The organism is Limnothrix redekei LRLZ20PSL1, from assembly GCF_043235035.1.
In the GTDB taxonomy this organism is placed as follows: domain Bacteria; phylum Cyanobacteriota; class Cyanobacteriia; order CACIAM-69d; family CACIAM-69d; genus CACIAM-69d.
Genome location: NZ_JAZAQF010000059.1, coordinates 150543 through 173649 on the forward strand (window position 1 = coordinate 150543; position 23107 = coordinate 173649).

The 23107-nt window shown below is 54.4% G+C and carries 20 protein-coding genes and 1 pseudogene; 14 read left to right on the forward strand and 7 right to left on the reverse strand.

Annotated elements, in window-relative coordinates:
- Window positions 1-416 precede the first annotated feature (416 nt).
- On the forward strand, window positions 417-2966 hold the full coding sequence (locus VPK24_RS10380) for a S9 family peptidase (protein WP_393012856.1): 2550 nt from the start codon (window positions 417-419) through the stop codon (window positions 2964-2966).
- Window positions 2967-3055: 89 nt separating this feature from the next.
- Here VPK24_RS10380 and VPK24_RS10385 read toward each other — a convergent pair whose 3' ends face one another.
- A complete protein-coding gene (locus tag VPK24_RS10385) occupies window positions 3056-3514 on the reverse strand; it encodes a hypothetical protein (protein ID WP_199291368.1) in 459 nt (152 codons plus the stop codon).
- A 722-nt stretch (window positions 3515-4236) separates the two neighbouring features.
- Here VPK24_RS10385 and VPK24_RS10390 point away from each other — a divergent pair.
- The 3 genes from VPK24_RS10390 (at window position 4237) to cysC (ending at window position 7787) form a co-directional block, all read left to right on the forward strand.
- Entirely contained in the window at window positions 4237-6672 is a 2436-nt protein-coding gene (locus tag VPK24_RS10390; protein ID WP_393012860.1) for a transglycosylase domain-containing protein, read from the forward strand.
- Between the two features lie 46 nt (window positions 6673-6718).
- Entirely contained in the window at window positions 6719-7003 is a 285-nt protein-coding gene (psb35, locus tag VPK24_RS10395) for a photosystem II assembly protein Psb35 (protein WP_393012863.1), read from the forward strand.
- A 220-nt stretch (window positions 7004-7223) separates the two neighbouring features.
- Window positions 7224-7787 (forward strand): adenylyl-sulfate kinase, encoded by a 564-nt coding sequence (gene cysC, locus VPK24_RS10400; RefSeq protein WP_393012866.1) that lies wholly within the window; start codon window positions 7224-7226, stop codon window positions 7785-7787.
- Between the two features lie 40 nt (window positions 7788-7827).
- Here the strand turns inward: cysC and VPK24_RS10405 are convergent, their stop codons facing one another.
- Entirely contained in the window at window positions 7828-8748 is a 921-nt protein-coding gene (locus VPK24_RS10405; protein ID WP_393012869.1) for a PhzF family phenazine biosynthesis protein, read from the reverse strand.
- Between the two features lie 323 nt (window positions 8749-9071).
- Here VPK24_RS10405 and chrA point away from each other — a divergent pair, with 323 nt between their 5' ends.
- From chrA to VPK24_RS10425, 4 genes are all read left to right on the forward strand, one after another.
- Window positions 9072-10316 carry a chromate efflux transporter gene (gene chrA, locus VPK24_RS10410; protein ID WP_393012872.1) on the forward strand — a complete coding sequence of 415 codons (1245 nt, stop codon included), beginning with the start codon at window positions 9072-9074 and terminating at the stop codon, window positions 10314-10316.
- A gap of 101 nt (window positions 10317-10417) precedes the next feature.
- The gene (locus VPK24_RS10415) at window positions 10418-11371 is read left to right on the forward strand and encodes a glycosyltransferase family 2 protein (protein ID WP_393012874.1); all 954 of its coding nucleotides are present in this window, start codon (window positions 10418-10420) and stop codon (window positions 11369-11371) included.
- A 192-nt stretch (window positions 11372-11563) separates the two neighbouring features.
- Window positions 11564-12502 (forward strand): glycosyltransferase family 2 protein, encoded by a 939-nt coding sequence (locus tag VPK24_RS10420; RefSeq protein ID WP_393012877.1) that lies wholly within the window; start codon window positions 11564-11566, stop codon window positions 12500-12502.
- Window positions 12503-12604: 102 nt separating this feature from the next.
- Window positions 12605-13432, forward strand: a complete 828-nt coding sequence (locus VPK24_RS10425; RefSeq protein WP_393012880.1) for a Uma2 family endonuclease — start codon at window positions 12605-12607, stop codon at window positions 13430-13432.
- A gap of 32 nt (window positions 13433-13464) precedes the next feature.
- Here the strand turns inward: VPK24_RS10425 and VPK24_RS10430 are convergent, their stop codons facing one another.
- Entirely contained in the window at window positions 13465-15168 is a 1704-nt protein-coding gene (locus VPK24_RS10430; protein ID WP_393012883.1) for a DUF262 domain-containing protein, read from the reverse strand.
- Between the two features lie 127 nt (window positions 15169-15295).
- Entirely contained in the window at window positions 15296-15682 is a 387-nt protein-coding gene (locus VPK24_RS10435) for a winged helix-turn-helix transcriptional regulator (protein ID WP_393012885.1), read from the reverse strand.
- Between the two features lie 146 nt (window positions 15683-15828).
- On the opposite strand from VPK24_RS10435, the gene VPK24_RS10440 reads away from it, so the two are divergent.
- The 4 genes and pseudogenes from VPK24_RS10440 (at window position 15829) to cobK (ending at window position 18339) form a co-directional block, all read left to right on the forward strand.
- Window positions 15829-16422, forward strand: coding sequence for a flavodoxin family protein (locus VPK24_RS10440; protein ID WP_393012888.1), 594 nt, complete (start codon window positions 15829-15831; stop codon window positions 16420-16422).
- Window positions 16423-16450: 28 nt separating this feature from the next.
- Window positions 16451-16957 carry an Rpn family recombination-promoting nuclease/putative transposase gene (locus VPK24_RS10445; RefSeq protein WP_393012891.1) on the forward strand — a complete coding sequence of 169 codons (507 nt, stop codon included), beginning with the start codon at window positions 16451-16453 and terminating at the stop codon, window positions 16955-16957.
- A gap of 121 nt (window positions 16958-17078) precedes the next feature.
- Window positions 17079-17315 (forward strand): annotated as a pseudogene (locus VPK24_RS10450) (IS1/IS1595 family N-terminal zinc-binding domain-containing protein); the annotation flags it as partial.
- Between the two features lie 238 nt (window positions 17316-17553).
- Window positions 17554-18339, forward strand: a complete 786-nt coding sequence (cobK, locus tag VPK24_RS10455; protein WP_393012894.1) for a precorrin-6A reductase — start codon at window positions 17554-17556, stop codon at window positions 18337-18339.
- A gap of 22 nt (window positions 18340-18361) precedes the next feature.
- Here the strand turns inward: cobK and VPK24_RS10460 are convergent, their stop codons facing one another.
- Window positions 18362-19129, reverse strand: coding sequence for a hypothetical protein (locus VPK24_RS10460; RefSeq protein ID WP_393012897.1), 768 nt, complete (start codon window positions 19127-19129; stop codon window positions 18362-18364).
- Between the two features lie 335 nt (window positions 19130-19464).
- On the opposite strand from VPK24_RS10460, the gene VPK24_RS10465 reads away from it, so the two are divergent.
- Both VPK24_RS10465 and lpdA read left to right on the forward strand, forming a co-directional pair.
- Window positions 19465-19989, forward strand: coding sequence for a DUF1993 domain-containing protein (locus VPK24_RS10465; RefSeq protein WP_393012900.1), 525 nt, complete (start codon window positions 19465-19467; stop codon window positions 19987-19989).
- Window positions 19990-20126: 137 nt separating this feature from the next.
- Window positions 20127-21581 (forward strand): dihydrolipoyl dehydrogenase, encoded by a 1455-nt coding sequence (gene lpdA / locus VPK24_RS10470; RefSeq protein WP_393012903.1) that lies wholly within the window; start codon window positions 20127-20129, stop codon window positions 21579-21581.
- 128 nt (window positions 21582-21709) lie between these two features.
- On the opposite strand, the gene cobI is transcribed toward lpdA, so the two are convergent.
- On the reverse strand, window positions 21710-22411 hold the full coding sequence (gene cobI, locus VPK24_RS10475; protein WP_393012906.1) for a precorrin-2 C(20)-methyltransferase: 702 nt from the start codon (window positions 22409-22411) through the stop codon (window positions 21710-21712).
- Window positions 22408-23034, reverse strand: a complete 627-nt coding sequence (locus VPK24_RS10480) for a precorrin-8X methylmutase (protein ID WP_393012908.1) — start codon at window positions 23032-23034, stop codon at window positions 22408-22410. The genes cobI and VPK24_RS10480 overlap by 4 nt, the downstream gene beginning before the upstream one ends.
- Window positions 23035-23107: the final 73 nt, after the last annotated feature.

The following is a 23107-nucleotide window of genomic DNA, read 5'->3' on the forward strand; positions in this document are numbered from 1 at the left end:
CTGATCAGGGTTAGGTTGTGGTGAAATCCTAATCTCTGATTTAAAAAATGCCAATTTGTCTATGTAAAAAATGATGCTTTTGATTGCGTCCTATTGGTTCTAGTCACGGAATTAGGATCGGTTATAAAGGATCTGTAATCAGGACTAAGATGGGTTGATTAGGCTCTTAAAGTCATTAAACCTAGAACGAAATTAATGCCTTTAAGAGGATTCTTGACCGTAAAAATGGAATCGTCTTGTATTGGTTAATTGAGTTGAAATCTTGCTTGTGTTGAGCATGATCCGACTGAGAAGTCAGTCTGAGGTATTAATTGAAGCATTGGTTTTTAAGGGGCAAACAAGAACGCGGTCATCGTTGATGCGACTGGTGAAGCTAGCTTGATTGCCGTTTTTGATTGGTCAGGAGTGTGAGGCCTGTGGTGGATGGAGATCGATCGAGCAGATATCGATCGCGCTGGTGGTCAGTTCTGGGATGTTTGGCCACAGTCATGGGTTGGGGATGGGTTGAATCATCGGTTTTGGCACAACCATCGGTGAAGTTACCGTCGGTGACCGGGGCGGCCCGTTGGCAACCCGCACCGCCACCGATCGATCAAATGCTGAAAGCACCGGCCACGCCGATTGTGATGGTTTCCCCTAACCGGCGCTACACGATCGAGCTGTTACCGGTGGGGATGGCGGCCCTCGTTGATCTGGCTGCTCCGGCTTTACCCTTGGCCGGTTTGCGCATTAATCCCCAAACGAACGGCCCCTCACTGGATGCTTACTATCGCGGCATAACAATTACTGAGCTAAGTACAAGACAACGGCAGGCGGTATCTTTACCGGCTAACAGTCGCCTCAGTAATCTGCGCTGGTCACGGGACGGCCGATCGCTGGCCCTAACTCGAACGACCGATCGCGGGCTGGAATTGTGGATCATTGATTTGGAAACGGCTAGCTCCCGAATGTTGACGGGGCCAATCTTGAATGGGGCTTACGGGCCGCCCTGCGATTGGTTGCCGGGGACAGAGGGCTTGGTTTGTAAGGTCATTCCCACCGATCGGGGTGCGCCTCCACCCATGCCAGTGCCGCCTGAGGGGCCGATCATTGAGGATCATGACGGACAACGATCGCCCAATCGCACCTACACCAATCTGCTCAACAGCCCCCACGATGAGGCCCTCCTGAAGCATTACCTAAGCGCCACGATCGAGCGGATTGATCTACAGGGTCGTCGCTCATTACTGCTCCCCCCGGATTTGTACGACCACGTTACACCGTCACCCAACGGTCAACATTTGCTGGTCGAAACGGTGGAAACGCCTTTTTCCTATAAGGTACCGATTGATCGTTTTCCCCGTCGCATTGCCTTGCATCACCTCAATCAAGGGCGAAACCAAGGGCGATCGCAGATCTTGACCCGCTTGCCCTTGGCGGATAACTTACCGCTCGGTTTTGATGCTGTGCGACCGGGTAAACGGTTATTTGGGTGGCGAACCGATCGCCCCGCCACGCTCTATTGGGTTGAAGCCCTGGACGGGGGCAATTCAGGACAGGCCGCAACCGATCGGGATGCTCTCTACGTCCAGGAAGCCACTGCCTTGGATCAGCCACCTCAGCGGCTTTGGCAATCCTCATTTCGGTTTCGCTATGCCTGGTGGGGCAATGGCAACCTGGCCCTGATTGAGGAATTTTGGTTCGATGAACGGCGAGTGCGGCTGTGGCAAGTGGCTCCCGATCGCCCCGGCGCGGCCCCCGTGCTGCGGGGCGATCGTAACTATCAGGATCGATACCGTGACCCCGGCGACCCTCTGATGGCTCAAGGGCCCTATGGTCTTGAGGTGTTGCGGTTGGCGACCGATCAACAATCCCTTTACCTCGTGGGTCAGGGGGCCTCGCCTCAGGGCATCTATCCGTTCTTAGACCGCTGGAACTTGGTGACCAATCAAATGGAGCGGCTGTGGCAAGCCACTGATCCTTACTATGAATACCCGATCGACCTGCTCAGTCAAGGGCAACTGCTCACCCAACGGCAATCCCAGCGCGAGGCTCCCAATTACTTTTTGCGGAACTTAGCCAGTTTCGAAAGCCCAGCCCAGCCCTTGACCCAATTTGCCGATCCCATCCCCGCCTTGGCTGATATTCAGCAGGAAATTGTCTATTACCAGCGGGCTGATGGTGTTCCTCTCTCCGCCACGCTCTATCTGCCTCCCGGTTACCAACGCGATCGGGATGGGCCCTTGCCCATGGTGTTTTGGGTTTACCCCGAAGAATATGCCGATCGAAACACCGCCGGGCAGGTCACCACCTCCGCCAACTTCTTCAGTCGCCCTGAAGCCGATTCACCCCTGTTTCTGTTGGCCTTGGGCTATGGGGTGTTGCTCGATCCTAGCCTCCCGATCGTGGGTGAAAACGGCGCAGAACCCAATGACACCTACATTGAGCAACTGATCGCGGGAGCCGAAGCGGCGGTGAACTATGTGGTCGATCGCGGCATTGCCGACCCCAAGCGATTGTTAGTGGGGGGCCATTCCTACGGAGCCTTCACCGTGGCCAACTTGCTGGCTCATACCAATCTCTTCAAGGCCGGGATTGCCCGTAGCGGAGCCTATAACCGCACCCTCACCCCCTTTGGGTTTCAGGGCGAACAACGCACCTACTGGCAAGCCCAAGAAACCTATACCCGTCTGTCTCCCTTCACCTTTGCCGATCGCATTAATGAACCCCTGCTCCTGATTCATGGTCAGCGGGATTCCAACCCTGGTACTTATCCCATTCAAAGTGAACGGATGTATGATGCCATGCGCGGATTAGGAGGAACGGCGCGGCTGGTGCTGCTGCCCTACGAAGACCATGCTTACGAGTCCCAGGAAGCCATCGGTCACGTGTTGTGGGAGATGGCCCGTTGGTGTGATTTGTATATTGGCACTTCCACAGTGCAGCGGCTACGGATGGATTTTCAGCAAGCCCATGCCCATCCCTAGAGCTGTGAGTTTGTCCCGACTGGGCTGGGCAATCCAATCCCGACTCGGCAGTTCTGAATCCCTCTCAACCAGCTAGCTGAACCCCAAGGCTAGAGCACTTGATGGGTGTAGGCATGTTGCTTCACGTTGTCTTCGGGGCGCACCATGCTGTTGGCGTTCAGAACACGCTTTCGATCGACCGAGTGATTCAAATCCGTGCGCCGTTGCCCGATCGGGATGTGCTGTTGGGCGCTGGGTCGGCTGCGATAGGTGCGAGCCGCCGCGATCGCCCGTGGTTCAAAATCAGCACACCAATGGGATTCGGGCGGGAACCCTTCCGGCAACTGTCCCGCCGCACTGGCAGCCAAGGCCGCTTCGATCGGCAGAGCGATCGCCCACTGATAGGAGGTGGGAATGCCTTGCAAAATCGTTTCTAGGGCCGCTGAAGGAATCGGCTCAATGAGGCTGACTGACTGCAACTCACCCTCTTCCTTGAGAAAGCAAGTGGCCAAGCCCAGCACTAAATAATCTTGATTGCTTAAGTCGGTGACGTGGGAGGGAAGGCTCATAGTTGGATTTTGAATTTTGATTGAGGATTCAAATGACAGATTTAAGTAGCAGATTTAAGCAGATTCAATAGGTTTTCAGTCTGTTTCAATCTTCTGTTTCAATCTGTTGAGCCAGATTCCGTTAAGCCAAATGTTGAGCCAGATTGAGCCAAATGTGGAATCTGCCTTGAGCGAGTTCCGCAATGGCCTATTAATAAGCGATCAAGTTGAATGATCAATAAGCCCCATGGGTAAGCCTCATGAGTCTTGGTCAGCAATCTAGCTTAAAGCCACGATCATCACGATCGAACTGGGCTTGCATCGCCTCAACCTCTTTTGCTATCAGCATTTCAGCCCCTAGATTACTCACGCGTTAGCCCTCTTGGCTTTGGATTTACTTTGGATTTGCGCTGGATTTGCTTGGGACTGATCAGCGCGACATCGTTCCAAGCGATCGATTCGATCGGTTAGCACAAGACCGTTCCAAGCGATCACCCTGAATTCAAAGTTTCATCGGCACGATGCAGATTTTGCAATTTATACAAAGGCAAGCAACGGAGGCAAGCAACGGAGGCAAATATTACCCAATGGCTTCTACACTCTAAATCAGCCCAAAGTTAGACTTCATCAGTCATTGAGCGACTTTTTTCCTCAGACTTCCTTGGGGTCATGTTAAGTTATTTGCCAACCGGCGGGCCGCATTCTCTCCTCCTGCACCGACGGGCCAGCAACGAGGAAAAGCTGTGAGTCAATCAGATTCGGGATTTACAGATTTACCACCAGTCCCTAGCCAGGGTGGTGAGGGATCGACAGCGACTCCGGCTGATCCATTGCCAACGCTGCCGCCAACGGTTGCCACACCACAACGGGCAGCCTTCCCCTGGCCCCGGTGGCTGCGTTGGCCCTCCCGATCGACCCGCAACCCCTCCGATGGCCGTCCCCGCTCCTTTGGTAAATATTGGGGAATCCTGATTGGGATCAGTTTTTTAGGCGGCAGCACTGCCCTTGGCTGGGCTGGCTGGCGTTCCATCAAAGCCTTTGAAGATACCCTGCCTTCTGCCCAAGAGGTCTTCACGTTTTCGCGAGATGGCACGGTCACGATCATTGCGGCCGATGGAACAATTTTGCAGCAACAGGGGCCCGCAACCCGGGAAAAAACGCCCCTGAGGCGAATTCCCAAAAAGCTGCTCCAGGCGTTTATGGCCGCTGAAGATCGGCGGTTTTATGAGCATGATGGGGTTGATGCGATCGGGATCTTACGGGCTTCCTGGACAAACCTGCTCGCGGGAGAGGTGGTCGAAGGTGGCAGCACCATCACCCAACAGTTAGCACGGATTGTTTTCCTGAACCAAGAGCGCAGCGCCACCCGCAAACTGCGAGAAGCGGTGTTGGCGGCCAAGATGGAGCGATCGCTCACCAAAGACCAAATCGCCGAAAGCTACCTGAATTTGGTTTATCTCGGCTCCGGAGCCTATGGAGTTTCCGATGCGGCCTGGGTTTATTTTGGCAAAAGCCTCGATCGCCTCACCCTGGCGGAAATGGCAACCCTGGCCTGTTTGGCTCCCGCTCCGAGCTATTTTTCGCCCTTGGTTAACCCGGAAATTACCAAAGAGCGACGGAACATCGTGCTCGATCGAATGGTGGTAGCCGGTTTCTTGAGCGCGGCTGAAGCGGACGCAGCCCAAAATGAGCCAATTACCCTCAACCAAAAAATTCCGCGCCGCCTGATCGTCACAGCTCCGCACTTCACGTCCTATATCCTGCAAGAGCTACCCAAACACCTGCCTTCGGAAGTGATTGAGCGCGGCGGCCTCACCGTTGAAACCACCCTCCGCCCCGACTGGCAAACAGTCGCCACCCGCGCGGTGCAAGAGGCTGTCCAAAAACGCGGTCGATATCAACGATTTTCCCAAGGGGCTTTGGTGGCGATCGACCCGCGCACCGGGGAAATTCGAGCCATGGTGGGCAGCGGAGACACCAATTTCACCGCCAACCAATTCAACCGCGTCACCCAAGCCAAACGGCAACCCGGCTCCACCTTCAAAACCTTCGTCTACAGCGCTGCCATCCAAGCGGGGATGTCTCCCTATGCGGGTTATGCGGACGAACCCTATCGCATTGGGGGATACGAACCCAAAAACTTTAGCGGTAAGTTCTCCGGTTGGCAGTCGGCCACTGCGGCCCTGACCAAATCCGTGAACATCATCGCTCTGAAGGTGATGCTGGATGTGGGGCGGGAAAACGTGATTGACCTGGCCCGCAAGATGGGCATTCAGTCAGAATTAAAGCCCACCTACTCTCTGGCCCTGGGGGCTTCGGAGGTAAATCTGTTGGAGCTGACGGCGGCCTATGGCACGTTGGCCGCCAAGGGTAAACATTTCCCCACCTACGGCATTCGGCGGATTCGCGATCGCCGAGGTCAGGTAATCTATGAAAACAAGACAAGCCCCGTCGTCGCCTTGAACACCACCGATGCGGCGATCATCAACTGGATGTTGCAGCAGGTGGTGAATGACGGGACTGGGGCCCCCGCAGCCCTGGAAGGCCGCCCGGTGGCGGGTAAAACCGGCACATCGGACAAGGCGCGTGATCTTTGGTTCATTGGTTTCATTCCGCAATTGGTGACCGGTGTTTGGTTGGGGAATGACAATAACCAACCCACCTATGGAGCCAGTGCGGCGGCGGCCGCCACTTGGAACGACTTCATGAAAGAGGCCGTGAAGGGGTTCAAGGTGGAAACCTTTGACAAGCTGCCGAACCTGTCTGGCCGTCGCTTCCGACCCAAAAAACGGGCCGATCGGGGCTCCCGGGAAGGCCAAGCCACTTCCGAAGAAGATTTGAACCGTCGTCAACGGGAGGAGCGCGAAGAGGAACCCCGAAGCGGCAGTTCATCGGAGCGTTCCCCTCAACCCCGGAGCGGTGAATCGCGATCGGGACGTGGCGAAAATAGCCGTGGCGAGGGTGAGCGCCGCTCCCCGCGCTCCAGCGCCCCAAGTCCGGCGGTAGCTCCAGCCCGCTCTGGATCTTCGGAACCGGCGGCCCCGGTTCGTTCAGCACCCGTTGCGCCCCCACCCCCACCGGTTGCGCCCCCGCCACCCGCTGCGCCGCCCCCGCCACCTGCCGCACCCCCACCCCCCGTCGCACCCCCCACCACCAGCGACGGCGGTGGTAGCCCGTAGGGTATTGTTGTGTTTGGATAGTGGTTTGTAACTTTTTGTAATCCTTATGGACACCGCCCTGTTGTTTGGCCATTTCTTGCCGACGTTGTTTGGCTCGTTGGTGACCTCCCAGTTGCTGGCACTGCCCGGCGTGAACCAGGGTTTTCCTTGGGCATTTGTGGCGGTCTATGTTGTGGGGTTCATTGCGGCGGTGTCGATCGGGTCGATCGCCTGGTATAACTCCAAGCGGCCGGCAGGCTGGGAAGGCAGAGACCGGCCCGACTTTGTGCCCGACCTGAAACCCACAGACGAAGAGGCCACTAATTCACAGGATTCGTCGACTACTGAGTAATCTTCCCGATCAGGGCGGGCCGCTGCCGCGTGGCTGTGTGGATCCGCCCCCAGGGCCTAGCCAGGCTGTTGCTGAGCTGGGAGCCGGGAATCAGCGGTGTCCTGTCTGTTCTCTAGGAATTCTGTTAGGGATTCTTGTTTCGCAGAATTTTGTATTGCGCAAAATTTTGTTTCGAGACGCATTTTTGACGCATTGAGACGCATTTTTAAAGCAGTTTGGCATGGAATCTTCAACGGCAAGCCCCGCTTCAACGATCGGCGCAACCATTTGGTTAACGGGGTTGAGTGGCGCGGGCAAAACCACGATCGGGCAGGCCGTGGCCGAGGCCCTCAAGGCCCGGGGGCAGCGTGTGGAAATTCTGGATGGCGACTTGGTGCGGCAACACCTGAGCAAGGGCCTGGGGTTCAGCAAAGAAGATCGCGATGAAAATATCCGGCGCATTGGCTTCGTGGCTCATTTGCTGACTCGGAATGGGGTATTTGTGGTCGCCTCCGCCATCTCGCCCTATCGCGCTATTCGCCAAGAGGTGCGATCGATGATTGGGCAGTTTGTGGAAGTTTATGTCAACGCCCCCCTGGCGGTTTGCGAATCGCGGGACGTGAAGGGTCTCTATGCCAAGGCGCGGGCGGGCTTGATTCGAGGCTTCACGGGCATTGATGATCCCTACGAAGCGCCGGAGCAACCGGAGGTGGAATGCCGTACCGATCGGGACTCCCTAGAGAACTGCACGGCACAGGTGTTGGCCGCGCTCGATCGGTTGGGTTATTTGCCCAGCCAGGACTAGGCCAGCCAGGACTAGGCAGCCAAGATTAAGCCAGCCAGAATTAGGCACGATAAATTACCCCTTCCGAAACCAGCACCGAGCTGCCCCCCACTCGCACCTCGGTGACCTCCCCTTGGGTGATTCGCACCGTCACGGTTAATTCGCTGGGCCGCTGAATCGCCGCCCCCTGGGCAATTGCCCAAGACGGTTCGCCGTCGGGAAACGATCGCCCCTGAACCAAATAACCCCCCAGGGCCGCTGCCGCCGAGCCAGTGGCGGGATCCTCCGCAATGCCCAAGGCCGGAGCAAACATCCGCACTGTCAGGGGGCGATCGCCCGTTAACCCCGTCACCAAATACAACTGGGGCGCTGCCGTGGATCCAAAGGTTTCTTCCCAGGGGCCCATCTGCAAGCGGGCCCGGTTCAGGGCCGCCAAGTCGCGCAGGGGAATCACCGTGAAGGGCAAGCCACAGGAAGCCGTGGCCGGTTCCCAGCCCGGCACGGTTAAATCCGCCACCGTTAGCCCGATCACCCGGGCCATGGCCACGCGATCGCCCTGCCAGGGTTCCACCACCGGCAATTGAGCCACGGTTAACTCGCTGGCGATCGGTTGTCCCGCCCGCGATCGCACCGTCACCGGCACGGGCCCCACCCCTTCCTCAAAAATCAAATGAGTGTCATCACCCGTGAGGCTAATTTCGCCAATTTTGGCCAAAACATAGCCTGTGCCCACCGTGGGGTGGCCAGCAAAGGGAATTTCGCCCCCTGGCGTAAAAATGCGCAGCCGTCGAGTCCCCTGTGGCGTTTCCGGCGGCAAAACAAACACCGTTTCCGACAGGTTCAGCTCTCGGGCGATCGCCTGCATTCGTTCCTCGCTCAGGCCGCTGGCCTGCGGGAACACCGCCAGGGGATTGCCCCCAAAGGCTTGGGTTGTAAACACATCGGCCGTATAAAAGCGGTCGCCGATCGGGGAAAGGGTCAAGGTCAAAGCCTCCAGCTTGCCAACACCACCGCCTGAGCCGGTGGAAATTATTGATTTGAAATTAACCGTTTGCAATCAAACTTCTGTGGTTATTTGTGATTAACCGTCTGCAATCATCCGTTTATTAGTCCGATCGAACTAAAACGTTGCCGCGTGATTTTGCAGCGCCATTGTGCCCAATCAACCCATTGAGCCTACGATCCCTGACTGTCCAAATTGCCCGATCGCTAGTCAAGAGCAATGTTGGCCAGAATACCTAGGTTCGATCGCCCTGTCCGTTAGGCTGCTGGGATGTGATGGTTTTGATGGAGTTTGCTTGGCCCATGACTGCTGCATCGCCCACCCCTTCCTTGCCCGATCGACTGCGGGAACTGGCCCGCCTCTTTCTTACCTTGGGTGTGACCGGGTTTGGCGGCCCCCAAGCCCACATGGCGTTGATGAATGAAGCCGTGGTGGTGCAGCGGGGTTGGCTAACGGCGGAAGAATTCACCGAAGGCATTGCCGTTTGCGAAATGTTGCCCGGCCCCGCCTCCACCCAACTTGGCATCTACATTGGCTATTGCCGTGCCGGTTGGCTCGGGGCCCTGTTGGCAGGCATCTGCTTCATTGCCCCCGCTTGGGTGATGGTGGTGGCCCTTGCTTGGGCCTACTTTCGCTATGGGGCATTACCGGCCGTTTCCGCCCTGTTTTTGGGCATTTCCCCGGCCGTGGTGGCCATTGTCTTGACCTTTTGTTGGAAATTAGGGCGCAAGGTTTTGCTAGGAGGTGATCGTCCTTGGATCCGCTGGGCGATCGCCCTTGGGGCTTTTGGGCTGCTGCGGTTCAGCACTTGGGGCGTTTTGTGGGCTTTTGTCTTGGCAGGGCTAGCCGGGTTGGTGTTGTTTGGGCCGCGCCGCTCCGCCTTAGGGGCGATCGGCCCTTGGGGAATCTTGCTGCCCACCTTTGTTGCCGCCTTGCCGCTGGAGTCCCTGACCGTTGCCAGCTTTTGGGGTTGGGAACGCATCCACACCTACGGCCCCGAACTGATCAGCACGTTCTTGCGGGCGGGAACCCTGGTCTTTGGTGGTGGGCTAACGATCGTGCCCTTGCTGGAATTGGAAGTGGTGCAGCGGTTGGGCTGGCTGACCCGTCCCGAGTTCTTGCACGGCGTGGCGATTGGGCAGGTCACCCCCGGCCCTGTCCTGCTCACCGTCGCCTTTGTGGGCTACAAAGTGGCCGGTGTTCTCGGGGCCCTAACCGCCACCGTCGCGGTTTTTCTGCCTTCCTTTGGCTTTGTGGGGTTGGCCGCGCCCCTGTTGCGGCGATCACGCCATAATCCTTGGGTACGCGCCTTCTTACAAGGGATCACACCCGCCGTGCTCGGGGCCATTTTGGCGGTTACTCTGCCTTTGGTGCAGGCCGCTCTCCAAATCGATCGAGGGGTGGCTTGGCTTTCGGCGGCCACCGGGGCGCTCTTAATTTTGGGAATGGTGGGCCTGTTGCGGTGGCGGTTGGCGGCTTGGCAGGTGTTGGCCTTCGGGGCAATCGCAGGGGGGTTGTTGGGATTGGTTCCCGGCGCGATCGGCTAAGTCTACCCCTTGATCCAGGCCCAAGAAACCTGAACGCCAGGCCAAAGACAGCGTATCCTGAGAGCCGATCCCTGCTTCTGCGACCTTTAGGCTCTTGTTCTATGAACCCGCGCTACTCGCTGATTGTGCCCATTTTCAACGAAGAGGAAACGATCGCAGAGTTATATCGGCGCGTGGTGGCCGTGGGTGAGCAATTGGATGGGCCCTTTGAGCTGGTGTTAATTAATGACGGCAGCCGCGATCGATCCCTAGCCATGATCCGCGAGCTGCAAGACCAAGATTCTCGGGTTTGCTATCTCTCCTTAGCCCGAAATTTTGGTCACCAAATCGCTGTCACGGCCGGCTTGAACTTCTGCCGAGGCCAAGTGGTGGTGATTCTGGATGCGGACTTGCAAGACCCCCCGGAACTGATTTTTGAAATGCTCGAACAATGGCGATCGGGCTATCAAGTGGTCTATGCCCAGCGGGTTTCCCGCCAGAAAGAAACCTGGTTCAAACGGTTCACCGCCTATGGGTTCTATCGCTTGCTCAAGCAACTGGCCGATATTGAAATTCCCACCGATACGGGGGATTTTTGCCTGCTCGATCGCGCCGTGGTGGACTTGCTCAACACCATGCCCGAACGCAATCGCTATATCCGTGGCCTCCGATCGTGGGTGGGCTTTCGACAAACCGCCGTGCAGTTTCACCGCGATCCACGCTTTGCCGGAGAAGTGAAATATACCTTCCGCAAATCGGCGCGGCTGGCGATCGATGGGTTAGTGTCCTTCTCCAAAGCGCCCCTGCGGCTGTCGGTTTACCTGGGGTTGCTCTCCGCTGCGATCGCCCTGGTCATGGCCGCCATGGTTTTCTACTGGCGCATTTCCCAACCCCAATCCCCCGTCACAGGCTTTGCCGCGATCGCGATCGCCATCTTCTTCCTCGGAGCCGTCCAGCTCGTCAGCATTGGCATTTTGGGGGAATATGTGGGGCGAATTTATGAAGAAGTCAAAGGCCGCCCTCTCTATACCCTGTCAGAAGTCATCGGGTTCGATCGCCCCTCAAAATCCAGTTAAATCCCAGTTCAATCGCCCCTGGGAACCGCACCACCGCTCGATCGCCTTGATGACTCAGCTTTTTTCACAAGAAGGTACTTTTACTTTTAAAGATCATCCTTTTCAAGATTATCAATTTCAAAGTTATCAATCAGCACACATTTCCCAAGATAATTCTCAGATACTCTCTAGCGGTTCGACAGGGTAAACACCGTGAAACCTCGCTACTCGATTGTGATTCCAATTTTTAATGAAGCGGCAACAATTTTGGAATTATGGCAACAACTCCGCGCCACCCTTGATCAACTAGCAGCACCCGCCGAAATTATTTTTGTAGATGACGGTAGTGTTGATCACTCTGCCAAAATTGTGCAGGATTTGATCGATCACGATTCTGAAGTTCGCCTCTTGCAGCTCTCTCGCAACTTCGGCCATCAATGCGCCCTCGCCGCTGGCATTGATCACGCCCAAGGGGATGCGGTGATCTTGATGGATGGTGATTTGCAAGATTCACCCAGTGCAATTCTATCCTTCGTGGAACAGTGGCAAGCGGGCTATGACGTAGTTTATGCCATTCGTCGTAAACGCAAAGAATTTATCCTTAAACGCATCGCCTTTCGATTGTTTTATCGCCTCTTAAATTATCTGTCTGGGTTAACTTTGCCCCTTGATGCTGGAATTTTCTCGCTCATGGATCGCAAAGTGGCGGCGGCTCTGCGATCCATGCCCGAGCGTAATCGCTACCTCAGCGGTTTGCGGGCCTATGCTGGGTTTCGGCAAACAGGAGTGGTGGTGGAACGGGGGCCCCGCTTCAGTGGTGAACCTCGGGTTACTATCAGCAAATTGTTTAAGTTGGCCTTTGATGGTATCTTTTCATTTTCCGTAATTCCCTTACGAATTACAGTCTATGTGGGTTTGTTTTGCGCACTGATTGCTTTTGCCTTGGGTTTGATTGGTCTCTATTTTAAATTTGCTTTGGGCCATAGCTTTTTGGATTGGGCCTATGGCTTAACCACAACCTTTTTCATGGGAGGAATTCAGTTAGTTTTTCTGGGAATTTTGGGAGAATATATTGGTCGAATTTATGATGAAGTAAAGCAGCGGCCCTATTACTTAGTCAGTAATCGGCTGGGGTTTCGAGATTCAGCTTAATTTCCCCAACTCATTTCCCCAAAACCTGCGATGAATCGTGGCTAGGAATCATGGCTAGAAATTGGTCATCAATCAATCCATCGGTCTCCCACCAATCATGATTTGCCGGTTGCATCTGGGCGCTATTGCGCGATCGATGGGGAACTAGATTTCGTAGTGCCATGTTCGATCGGGGCACAACACAATTCGATGGAGCGATCGGGCCACCTCGCTACACTGGAAGCAGTCACCGTCCGATCGCTGGGGGATTCTCCCATGACCCTTGCCACAACGCCACCATCCGCCACCATTACAGATCCGCCGCTAGATCAATGGTTGCCCACCACCTGGGATGAATTCCTCACGATCGCCAACGACCCCACCGCTCCACCCGATCGCCGCAGCTACTACTACAACGGCCGGATGCGCTTTGAGATGACTCCTTTAGACCATGACCACGCTCGCCAAAACCTGCCACCCGCCGATATTGTGGCGTTTTATGCTCTGGTGCGGCAGATGCGAGTGGTGCGCTACTTGAACGTGAGCTTGCGGAAAACCGGCGTTCAAGAATGCCAGCCCGATTTATCGGTCTATGTGGGCGATCGCCCCGAGTGGCCACCCAAAGGCAACGAGCCGATCGACCTCGATCGCTTTGGGCCGCCGGACTTGGTGGTGGAAGTGGGATCCAGCAGCTTCAACGACGACCTCGGCCCCAAACGCTTGCTCTACGAACAATTGGGCGTGCGGGAATATTGGGTGATCAACGCCAATGAACGCCAGGTGATTGCCTTTGCGATCGCCGATCGAGGCAGCCGGGCGATCGAGGAATCCCAAGTTTTGCCGGGCCTGTCGATGGCGATCGTCGCAGAGGCCTTGGAACGCACCGATCGCAACGACGACGCAGACACAATCCGCTGGCTGATGGAACAATTCCAGGCGATCGATTCCTAGGATTGAGTGGCGGGATAGATTGGCAACTGCTGCTAAGTTGCAAAATCCGATCGCCAAATATGCACCGCTCGCTTGGCCAGTTGTTTTTGGCGATTTGCCAGTGCATTCGGAGTCCATTCTTCAGCCAAAATCTCTTGAGTTAGGCGATAGGCACTCGTTGGATAAACATCCCGCTTGATTGCATAGGATTGGTTCCCAATTTGGCGATTCAGAGGCGGTTCCAGGGGAGTCAAATTGCCCAATCGGTACACCATGTCAGTGATTTGAGCATCGGTAAAATTCTCTAGCCAATCCTGCTCCGGTGATTCGGGCAAAATATGTTCGATCGAAAAACTCTCTTCGACAATCTCTTGATTGGCTGCATCATTTTCGAGCTTCCACAGAATATAACGAGCCAACTTTTTCTTTTGCCCTCTCGTAGAAACCGTTAGCAGCTCGAAGTCCTGTGCAAATTTCTCATCAGAAACATAAACTGATCGCAGTTGTTCAAAGACTTGTTTAGGAGTTGTAATTTCTGAATTTTGAATCGCGATCGCAACCTGGTTATAAACCTTCTCTAGTTCGCTGGGATTCAGACCACAAACAACCGTATATCGAAAAGACAACACGCTAATCAGCTTCAACAGTCGCGTGAAGTCTTCATCAGAAAACTTGCCGTGAGCAGCAAATAAAATCGGATAAGCTTGCTTCACCCGAAACAACTCTAATTCTCGAATGTAGGCCCGATTGGCAGGTGTTTCGCGCCAAAAATCATCCTGGGCATTGCCAAGAGCAACAAATAGGCTGCTATAGCTTTCAAGTTGGTCTATTAGGTCAAACACTTGGTGACCATTTTTGACAGATTCTCGAACAATTTTGAAGAGTCGTTCTCGTCTAACCCATGGCTGCTCAAGACTGAGATAGTACCGCAGGAACTCAGGAAATTTCTCCATTCGTACGGTATTAATAATCATCTGCCATTGGCGCTGTAGTGCCTTCAAGTCACCCGAACTTCGTATTAGCGAGAATAGATAATTTTTAAGTAAATCTGTTGAACTGAGCTCCAGTCCCCGCGCATTTAAAGTCTCAAATACTGTATAAGCATTGAGTTCATCTTCTACGCTGATTTGAATAAATAGTAGCCGACGAGCAATAATATCTGTGAGGAATTCAGCAAGATTTTCCCCGCTTTTTACTATTTCTGAATGTTGATCAATCTGTTTTGAAAAATATTCAAAGGCTTGCCAAATGAGTTGATTTGATTTGGGAAGAGAGCGAATATTTCTTGGTTGCTTCAAATTAATTAGATAATCCTGGTAGAATCCATCATTATTGTCATTTAAACGAATTTTACTTGAATAACGTAACGAAATAGAATCTTTATCACTCAAATAGGTTCGTTTCAGAATTTCTTGCCTCTCCTGATTTTCCTCTGGTTTGTTGCCCTGACTTGCTAGAGTTTTAATTTTATTAATGACTACAATTGCGATAATACTCAGAGTTGCTAATCGCTGTTGACCATCAATAATAGTGAATTCTTTATCAGACTCTCTAGAATTTTGCAGGACGATTGCTCCCATGTAATGGCTAGTCTTGGGATTCTGGTGTAAGCCCAAAATATCCTGCCAAAGGTCTTCCCAATTCTCTTCAGTCCAAGAGTAATCACGCTGGAATAGCGGAACTTGATAACGTTTACCATTGCCCAGTAGGTCGCCAAAACTGGCGGTGCGGGTATCAAGCAGGTGGATCGGAGCCATAGATTAGGTTGAGCGCTATTTCTTGTGCCTACTGCTGAAATTATAGGGCGTTACAAACTTGGCAAAATTATCGCCTGTTATACCCAACTTGCGCGATCGCTAACCAGGACAGTCGAGCGATCGATTCCTAGGGATAGTCCACGACAATTGCGCCGGTCTCGGAGTCGGGGTTGAGCGGGGCGATCGCGCTATCGCCATACCAGTGCTGAGCCAAGTCACCAAGCAAATCCAACACCTGCACCAACTCCGAACCCCGATCGGTCAGGCCATAGCTGACTTGGGGCGGTACGGTCGCTTCGTAGTGGCGATAGATTAGCCCCTCGCGCTCCAGCAGTCGCAGCCGTTCCGTGAGCACTTTGGTGGAAATGCCCTCTACTTGCCGCTTCAAAGCTCCAAAGCGGATCGGCCCTTCCATGGCCAACACCCACAGCAGGTATAGCGTCCAGGGGCCAGACAAAATATCCATCAAGAGGCTGACGGGGCAGCGCTTCACTTCTTTGGAGGGGCGAGGCATGGGCAAAGGAGCAGTTCCAGACTCAGCTTTGGGCGCAAAAAGGAAGCTAGTTACTTTTAGGTTCCTACTTTACTTTAGTTGGCATTGACTTCTAGGATCGACACTACGGGCAAGGCTGCTCGTTTCCAGTCCGTATTGAGGTTTTTATGACGACGATCTCAGTGGTCTACTTTTCGGGATCTGGGCACACCCATCTGATGGCAGAGGCGGTGGCGCGGGGAGCCAGCCAAGTGGACGGCGTGACGGCCGAGTTGCTGCGGATTACGGGCGCGCAAATTACCGAAGGGCGTTGGAAAGATCCGGCGATGCTGGATGCTTTGACGCGATCGGATGCGATCGTGTTTGGGTCGCCCACTTACATGGGTGGCGTGGCGGCCCAGTTCAAGGCGTTTGCGGATGCTGCCAGCTCAGCTTGGTTTTCGCAACAGTGGAAGGACAAGATCGCTGGCGGGTTCACCCACTCCGGCTCGCCCAGCGGCGACAAGCAGGGCACGTTGCTGTACATGGCGATTAACGCGGCCCAGCACGGGATGATCTGGGTGGGGGCGGCTGAAATGCCGAGCCAATACGTGGGCAGCGATGAGGGGGTGAATCGCCTCGGGTCGTTTTTGGGGGTGATGGGTCAAAGCGATCTGAATCCCAATGGTGGCGAGGCGATTGTTCACCCAGGCGATCGCTTGACGGCTGAGAAATATGGTCAGCGGATTGCCATGATCGCCCAGCGCCATCGCGGCAGCTAGGTCAAGTTATCTAATTCATCGAAGGGGAATGAACAGGGGCGATCGACTGGGACAAAGCGATCGCCCTCTCAAAGAAAGAACCTATCTGACCGATTATTCATCAATCTATGATATTGAGCTGGTATTTATTGAATTACCCAAATTCCAAAAAAAACTTCCAGATCTAGAAACCCTTATGGATAAGTGGTTATATGTTCTGAAAGCTGCCCGAAAGCTGGAGTCTGTGCCACCCAGTATGGAGGCGGTTCCGGAGATTCAAAAAGCTTTTGCGATCGCGAACCAAGCCAACCTGAATGCTCAAGAGCTTGATGAGCTGGAGCATCAGGAAATTTTCATTCAGGATCAGCGTAATTCCATTAAAAAGGCTCTCAGCCAGGGTCTTGAGCAGGGCATTGAGCAAGGAAAACTGGTGGCGCAACGGGCGATCGCCCGACAGTTATTGGGTGTTTTGGATGATGAAGCGATTAGTCGCACCACGGGCCTTGATTTGGAGGCGATCGCCCAACTCAGGACTGATGACTCGCTAAACCCCTAAAACTCATGTCTACCAAAGCCTTATGGTCGCAATAGTGATGTGTTAGATTTCATCCGTCGCAGGGGGAGTGCCTGTGGAGTAATGATGCTAACCTGGCAGCAGTAATCTATAACTTCAGTTCATGCCTGCTTGCCCTCAATGCCAATCCAGCCACACGGTCAAAAATGGTCGCATCCACAACGGCAAGCAACGCTTCAAATGCAAAGCCTGTGGCCGACAGTTCATTGAGCACCCCACTCAGAAACGAGTCACACCCGAGCAGATTGCGCTCATTGATCGTCTGCTCCTAGAGCGCCTTTCCCAAGCAGCCATTGCGCGGGTCGCGCAGGTTTCTGAATCTTGGATCGAATCTTATGTGGCGGTTGAAGGTGGTCGCACTTTGCGGGCCAAGAAACCAGATTGATCAATTGCTTGGCAACAATTGAGTCATGCATTTGAGTCATGCATTGCGTTAGCGGATCTGTCGTTTGGTTTGGGTCTTTTTCCATCACGAAGCAGCAAGCTAGCAATTGATTGATCACCGCAATGCCCTCTGGTCGATCGCTTGATGACTCATCATTACTTCACAGGCACTATTGAATTTCTCGTTTCCCTGAGTGGCAGGCTCTGGCCCCTTGATGTTGTGGTTAATTGGCGGAACCAGCGATAGCCGTACCCTTGCCCAAGCCCTCGATCGCGCTGGTTTGCCCTGGATTGCCACGGTGGTGAACCCGGCGGCCGCGCGGCTCTATGACGGCTTAAACGGCGTGGTGCGATCGGGCGCGTTTGCTCCTGCTGACCTCATGCCCTGGCTAGCCGATCGCGCCATCCGGGGCATCATCGACGCATCCCACCCCTTCGCCACAGAGATTTCCCAGCAGGCGATCGCCGCCGCCGCCCTTCGCTCAATTCCCTATCTACGATTTGAGCGGCCCGCCATTCCCCTGGAGCCGCCGGCCCTGCAATTACCCAATCTAGCCGCCGCATTATGCGATCGATTCCTGCGCGATCGGCTGGTGTTGTTCACCTTGGGAGTGAAGGCCTTGCCGCAGATTTTGCCCTGGCGCGATCGGGTGGCGGCTTTGTGGGTGCGGGTGTTGCCGGAGTCGGTGGCCCAGGCGATCGCCCTCGGGTTCGATCGCTCAGAGGTGATTGGCCAGCGCCTACCGGTGGATCCGGCCCAAGAGCGAGCCGACTGGCAAAATCGGGCGATCGAAGTGGTTGTTACCAAAGCAGCCGGGGCAGCGGGGGGGCTGGATCTCAAACAAGCTTTGGCAAAGGAATTAGGCGTGCAGTTGCTGGTGATCGATCGCCCTTCGATTGTCTATCCTGCGCAAACCGATCAAATTGATGAGGTGGTGGCGTTTGCCCATCGGGCGATCAGTCTTAGGTCATCCTATTGAGATCGTTTGCTAGTATTTCTAATTACCTTGTGTATCGATTCCAAAGACGACTCATCGCACGTTCTGGTTGTTCATCCGATTTCAGAGTTTCTGCTGGAATTTTTCCCATTTGTTTACAATACTGAACATACTCAGTTGATGCTAGCCGCAACCAGTGAGTTAATCGCTGCAAACCAAAATCAATAGCTGTCTTGGAATTAGTAGCTTGATAGTAACTGATTTCAAAGTCTCTTGCGAATCCATGAATTCGGTCAGAATATTTAAAAGAATGAACTAATGGGCATCGATAAAATCTATAAATGAAGGCTCCATATTCGTATTCTCTCGCTATTTTATTAAGATTAGAATTCTCAAGAATTAAAGGACACTCTACTTCAAGCTCTGAAATTGAAAGATCGAGATGTGATTTTGGAAATTGATAAGGATCATCTTCGTTAATACGCTTTCTCAGCAATAAGTTGGCAAAATCTTGATCTTCTAAACTTTTAGCATTTTCTTTCCAATCTTCTGCAAAACAAATAACAGCAATTTTGCTGGAACTTGAATCTCGACCTGCAAAGATTTTTAGAAATTCAGAAAATCTTCTAGCTTCTGAAATTTCTTGACCATAACTCTCTCTGAGTTGAATTGCTGCATTAGGAAAATCTTGAAGCCAAATTTTTGACAACGCATCAATTGCTGTAGTTATAATGATTTTCGCATCTATTTGACTTTTTAATACTTGACAAAGGCTTTCTGCAATATCAGCTCTAGTGTGAAAATATTGCTCAAATTGAGTTAAATTTTCCATTGTCATGAAATATCCGTCTTTTTAAGTTGATAGCCTGGAAAATGATTAATGTTTTTGAAAATCATTATTTGATATTTTAAGATGAAAAATATTTTTTAATATTAAATATGTTTTGAAGGTTTTTCTGTTGAATTTAGTTTATTGAAAATACTTAAATGCGCGTCTTCCTGGTTTTTAATCAAATCGCTTGAGTGGCAGATCACCATTGGACAGTATTTATTTTATATGATGCTGCCACGATAGAAACTGAAATTTATAGTTAATATTGTTTTGAAAGAGCGCCTTATCTGTGACCGCTTAGATTTGGGGTCTTTTGCCTTATTGTTGCAAACATCATGGAAAACATCAGAATTAAGCGATTTCGGGCGATTTTTGAATCTCGCCTAGAAACCTTGAGCCATTTGCTGGATATTGCCGATTCTCACTTTGTCACCGATCGGGCTGCCCTCTTTCAGCTTCGGCTTGCGCCCGACATGCTGCCCTTTGGCACACAAATCGCCTTTACCTGTAACCAGCCGCGTAACTTTGCCCTTTGGTGCGCTGACCAACCCGCTAGCAACTTGAACCCCGAAGTGACCACCTTGGAAACTGCTCGGGATTACATCACCTCCACCCGAGAGTTGCTCAGCCAGATTAACGCCGGAGATGCCAAACTCTCAGAAATTCATCGCATTGACCTAGGAGAAGGCCTATCGCTGGAACTGCCAGGATTAGCCTATGTGGATGATTTTTTGATGCCGAATTTCTACTTTCACCTAACCACAACCTATGGCATTTTACGCATGGCTGGTGCTGTGATCGGGAAGCGAGATTTTATGATGCACCTCGTGCCCTTTGTGAAACGGGATCCCAATTGCTAGCGATCGACCAATCCACTGGATGCTAGCGGCGAGACTGAGCGAGCCGGGGCGGCTTTGTGGCCGGGTGGCAATTGCCCGATCGCCCCTTTCGCCGGACAATGGGGACTTTGAGAGCAATCCAAACCCAGGAGGCGGGCGTGACTCAAGAATTCGACTACGACTTGTTGATCCTCGGAGCCGGAGTCGGCGGCCATGGTGCAGCACTGCACGCCGTCGCCTGTGGCCTGAAAACGGCGATCGTGGAAGCAGCCGAAATGGGCGGCACCTGCGTTAACCGGGGTTGCATTCCTTCCAAGGCCTTGCTGGCCGCTTCCGGCCGGGTGCGCGATCTTCGCAATGCCGCACACCTCAAAGCCATGGGCATCCAAGTGGGCGGCGTGCAGTTCGATCGCCAGGCGATCGCCGACCATGCCACCAACCTGGTGGGCAAAATCCAAGGCGACCTGACCAACAGCCTGAAGCGGATTGGCGTAGACATCATCCAGGGTTGGGGCAAGCTGTTGGCCCCCCAAAAGGTGGAAGTGAACACCGCCGACGGCAACCGCACGATCACCAAAACGATCAGCGCCCGCAACGTGTTGATTTCCACCGGGTCTGTGCCCTTTGTGCCGCCGGGGATCGAGCTGGATGGCAAAACGGTGTTCACCAGCGATGAAGCAGTGCGGCTGGAATCCGTGCCCCAATGGGTGGCGATCATCGGCAGCGGCTACATCGGCTTGGAATTCTCCGATGTGTACACGGCTCTGGGCGCGGAAGTGACGATGATCGAAGCCCTCGATCAACTGATGCCCGGTTTTGATCCGGACATTGCCAAGGTGGCCAAGCGGACGCTGATCGATCAGCGCGACATCGAAACCTATACCGGCGTGTTTGCGACTAAGATCACGCCCGGTGCGCCGGTAACGATCGAGCTGACCGACGCGAAAACCAAGGAAGTGGTGGACGTGCTGGAAGTCGATGCTTGCTTGGTGGCTACGGGTCGCCGCCCCGCCACGGCCAATATCGGTTTGGAGAATGTGGGCGTGGAAACCAACCGCCCCGGCTTCATTCCCGTCAACGGCAAGATGCAGGTGTTGAAGGATGGTGAACCCGTACCGCACCTCTGGGCGATCGGGGATGCGACGGGGCAAATGATGCTGGCCCACGCGGCCTCCGCCCAGGGCGTGGTGGTGGTCGAAAACATCTGCGGGCGCGATCGGGAAGTGGATTACCGCAGCATTCCCGCCGCCGCCTTCACCCATCCCGAAATTAGCTTCGTCGGTTTGACGGAACCCCAAGCCAAGGAACTGGGCGAGGCGGAAGGCTTCAGCGTCGGCACGACCCGCACCTACTTCAAGGGCAACTCCAAGGCCGTGGCCGAAGGAGAAGGGGACGGCCTGGCCAAGGTGATTTTCCGCAAGGACACGGGCGAAGTGTTGGGCGCGCATATCTTTGGCATCCACGCTTCGGACTTGATCCAAGAGGTGGCCACGGCGATCGCCCAGCGCGATTCTGTGAAGAATCTGGCCTTTGTGGTGCACGCGCACCCGACCCTCTCGGAAGTGATCGACGAAGCCTACAAGCGCGCCGAACGGGAACTGGCTGAGGTCTAGGACTCATTCCCCGTCCGCTTGAAATCCTGAAGGGGGTGAAAATCACCGCAGACAAGGGGCTTCAGCCCCTTGCTCCCTTTCGATCACCCAACAGCAGGACAAAGAATTGGGAGAGTTGAGGCCAGCCCCTAAGCTCCCGGTTGACTGTGGCTGGGAATTAGGATCAGTGACCAGTAGGGCACGGCGGCCGGGTCTACCTGGTCGATCGTCCGGATTTGTTGCTGTGGTAGCGTTGCCCGTTCGATGTAGAGCGATCGCCCCGTTAGCCCTAACTCATCAAGCACCGATCGCACCTTCTCGAAATGCCGCCCCAGCTTGATAATCACCGCCGCATCGGTTTGGGCCAGGCGATCGCGCAGGAGGGGGCGATCGAGCGTGGCCGGCAAAATCGTCAGCACATCTTGGCGATAGGTCAGGGGCACTTGGGCCACGTCCGCCGCCGCCAGGGTGGAGGAAATACCCGGCACTAGCTCCGTTGGGAAGCGATCGCCCAACCGATTTAGCAGATACATGAACGAACCGTAGAGCATCGGTTCCCCCTCGCAGAGCACCGCCACATCGCGCCCCGCGGCCAGGTGAGCCGCAATCTCCGCCGCGCCGCGATCGTAGCCCGCCGCCGCCGACTCCCGGGGGCTGAAGGGCAGGACGATCGGGACTTCAATTTGCGTTGGTTGCAGAAAACCCGCCACGATCGCCCGAGCCACCGAGCCACCGTCGGCTGTCGCCGGATAGGCCACCACCGGCACGGTCGTTAAAATTCGGTGCGCCTTGAGGGTCAGCAATTCCGGGTCGCCCGGCCCCACGCCCAGGCCGTAGAGCTTGCCCGTCACGCTTCCAACTCCTTCGCCAACGCATTCACCGCCGCCGCCGCGATCGCGCTGCCGCCCCGCCGTCCATGCAGCGTGATAAAAGGCACACCTCGGGAGTCCGCCGCTAAGGCCGCCTTGGACTCCGCCGCCCCCACAAAACCGACCGGAAAGCCCAAAATCAGCGCCGGTTTTGGCCAACCCGCATCCAGCAACTCCAGCAAGTGAAACAAAGCCGTGGGCGCATTCCCGATCGCCACCACAGCCCCCGCCAGGTGGGGCCGCCACAGTTCCACCGCCGCCGCCGATCGGGTATTGCCCATTTGCTGGGCCAACGGCCGCACCGCTGGATCGCCCAGGGTGCAGATTACCGGATTCGTGGCCGGCAATCGATCGCGGATGATGCCCTGCACCACCATTTGCGCATCACAAAGAATCGGCGCACCGGCCGTCAGGGCTGATCGGCCGATCGTCGCTGCACCGGTCGTGGCCTGTAAATCCGTCACCAAATCCGTCATCCCGCAGGCATGGATCAGCCGCACCGCCACCGGCTGCAAATCCGTGGGCAATTGTGCCAAATCCACCTCCGCCCGAATCGTGGCGAAGGACTGTTCATAAATGGCTTGACCATCGCGCAGGTATTGCAAAGCAGGGCGATCTCAACAGCGCAAAAACAGGTTAAGACTGACCCAAGAGGATGACTTCTGGAGCCGATGGATG

Excerpts from the sequence above, each read along its gene's own strand:
- VPK24_RS10415 (WP_393012874.1), top strand. The coding sequence starts at position 10,418 with ATGAACCCGCGCTACTCGCTGATTGTGCCCATTTTCAACGAAGAGGAA.
- VPK24_RS10445 (WP_393012891.1), top strand. The coding sequence starts at position 16,451 with ATGAACAGGGGCGATCGACTGGGACAAAGCGATCGCCCTCTCAAAGAA.
- VPK24_RS10460 (WP_393012897.1), bottom strand. The coding sequence starts at position 19,129 with ATGGAAAATTTAACTCAATTTGAGCAATATTTTCACACTAGAGCTGAT.
- VPK24_RS10440 (WP_393012888.1), top strand. The coding sequence starts at position 15,829 with ATGACGACGATCTCAGTGGTCTACTTTTCGGGATCTGGGCACACCCAT.
- VPK24_RS10465 (WP_393012900.1), top strand. The coding sequence starts at position 19,465 with ATGGAAAACATCAGAATTAAGCGATTTCGGGCGATTTTTGAATCTCGC.
- VPK24_RS10435 (WP_393012885.1), bottom strand. The coding sequence starts at position 15,682 with ATGCCTCGCCCCTCCAAAGAAGTGAAGCGCTGCCCCGTCAGCCTCTTG.
- VPK24_RS10385 (WP_199291368.1), bottom strand. The coding sequence starts at position 3,514 with ATGAGCCTTCCCTCCCACGTCACCGACTTAAGCAATCAAGATTATTTA.
- VPK24_RS10430 (WP_393012883.1), bottom strand. The coding sequence starts at position 15,168 with ATGGCTCCGATCCACCTGCTTGATACCCGCACCGCCAGTTTTGGCGAC.
- cysC (WP_393012866.1), top strand. The coding sequence starts at position 7,224 with ATGGAATCTTCAACGGCAAGCCCCGCTTCAACGATCGGCGCAACCATT.
- chrA (WP_393012872.1), top strand. The coding sequence starts at position 9,072 with ATGACTGCTGCATCGCCCACCCCTTCCTTGCCCGATCGACTGCGGGAA.
- psb35 (WP_393012863.1), top strand. The coding sequence starts at position 6,719 with ATGGACACCGCCCTGTTGTTTGGCCATTTCTTGCCGACGTTGTTTGGC.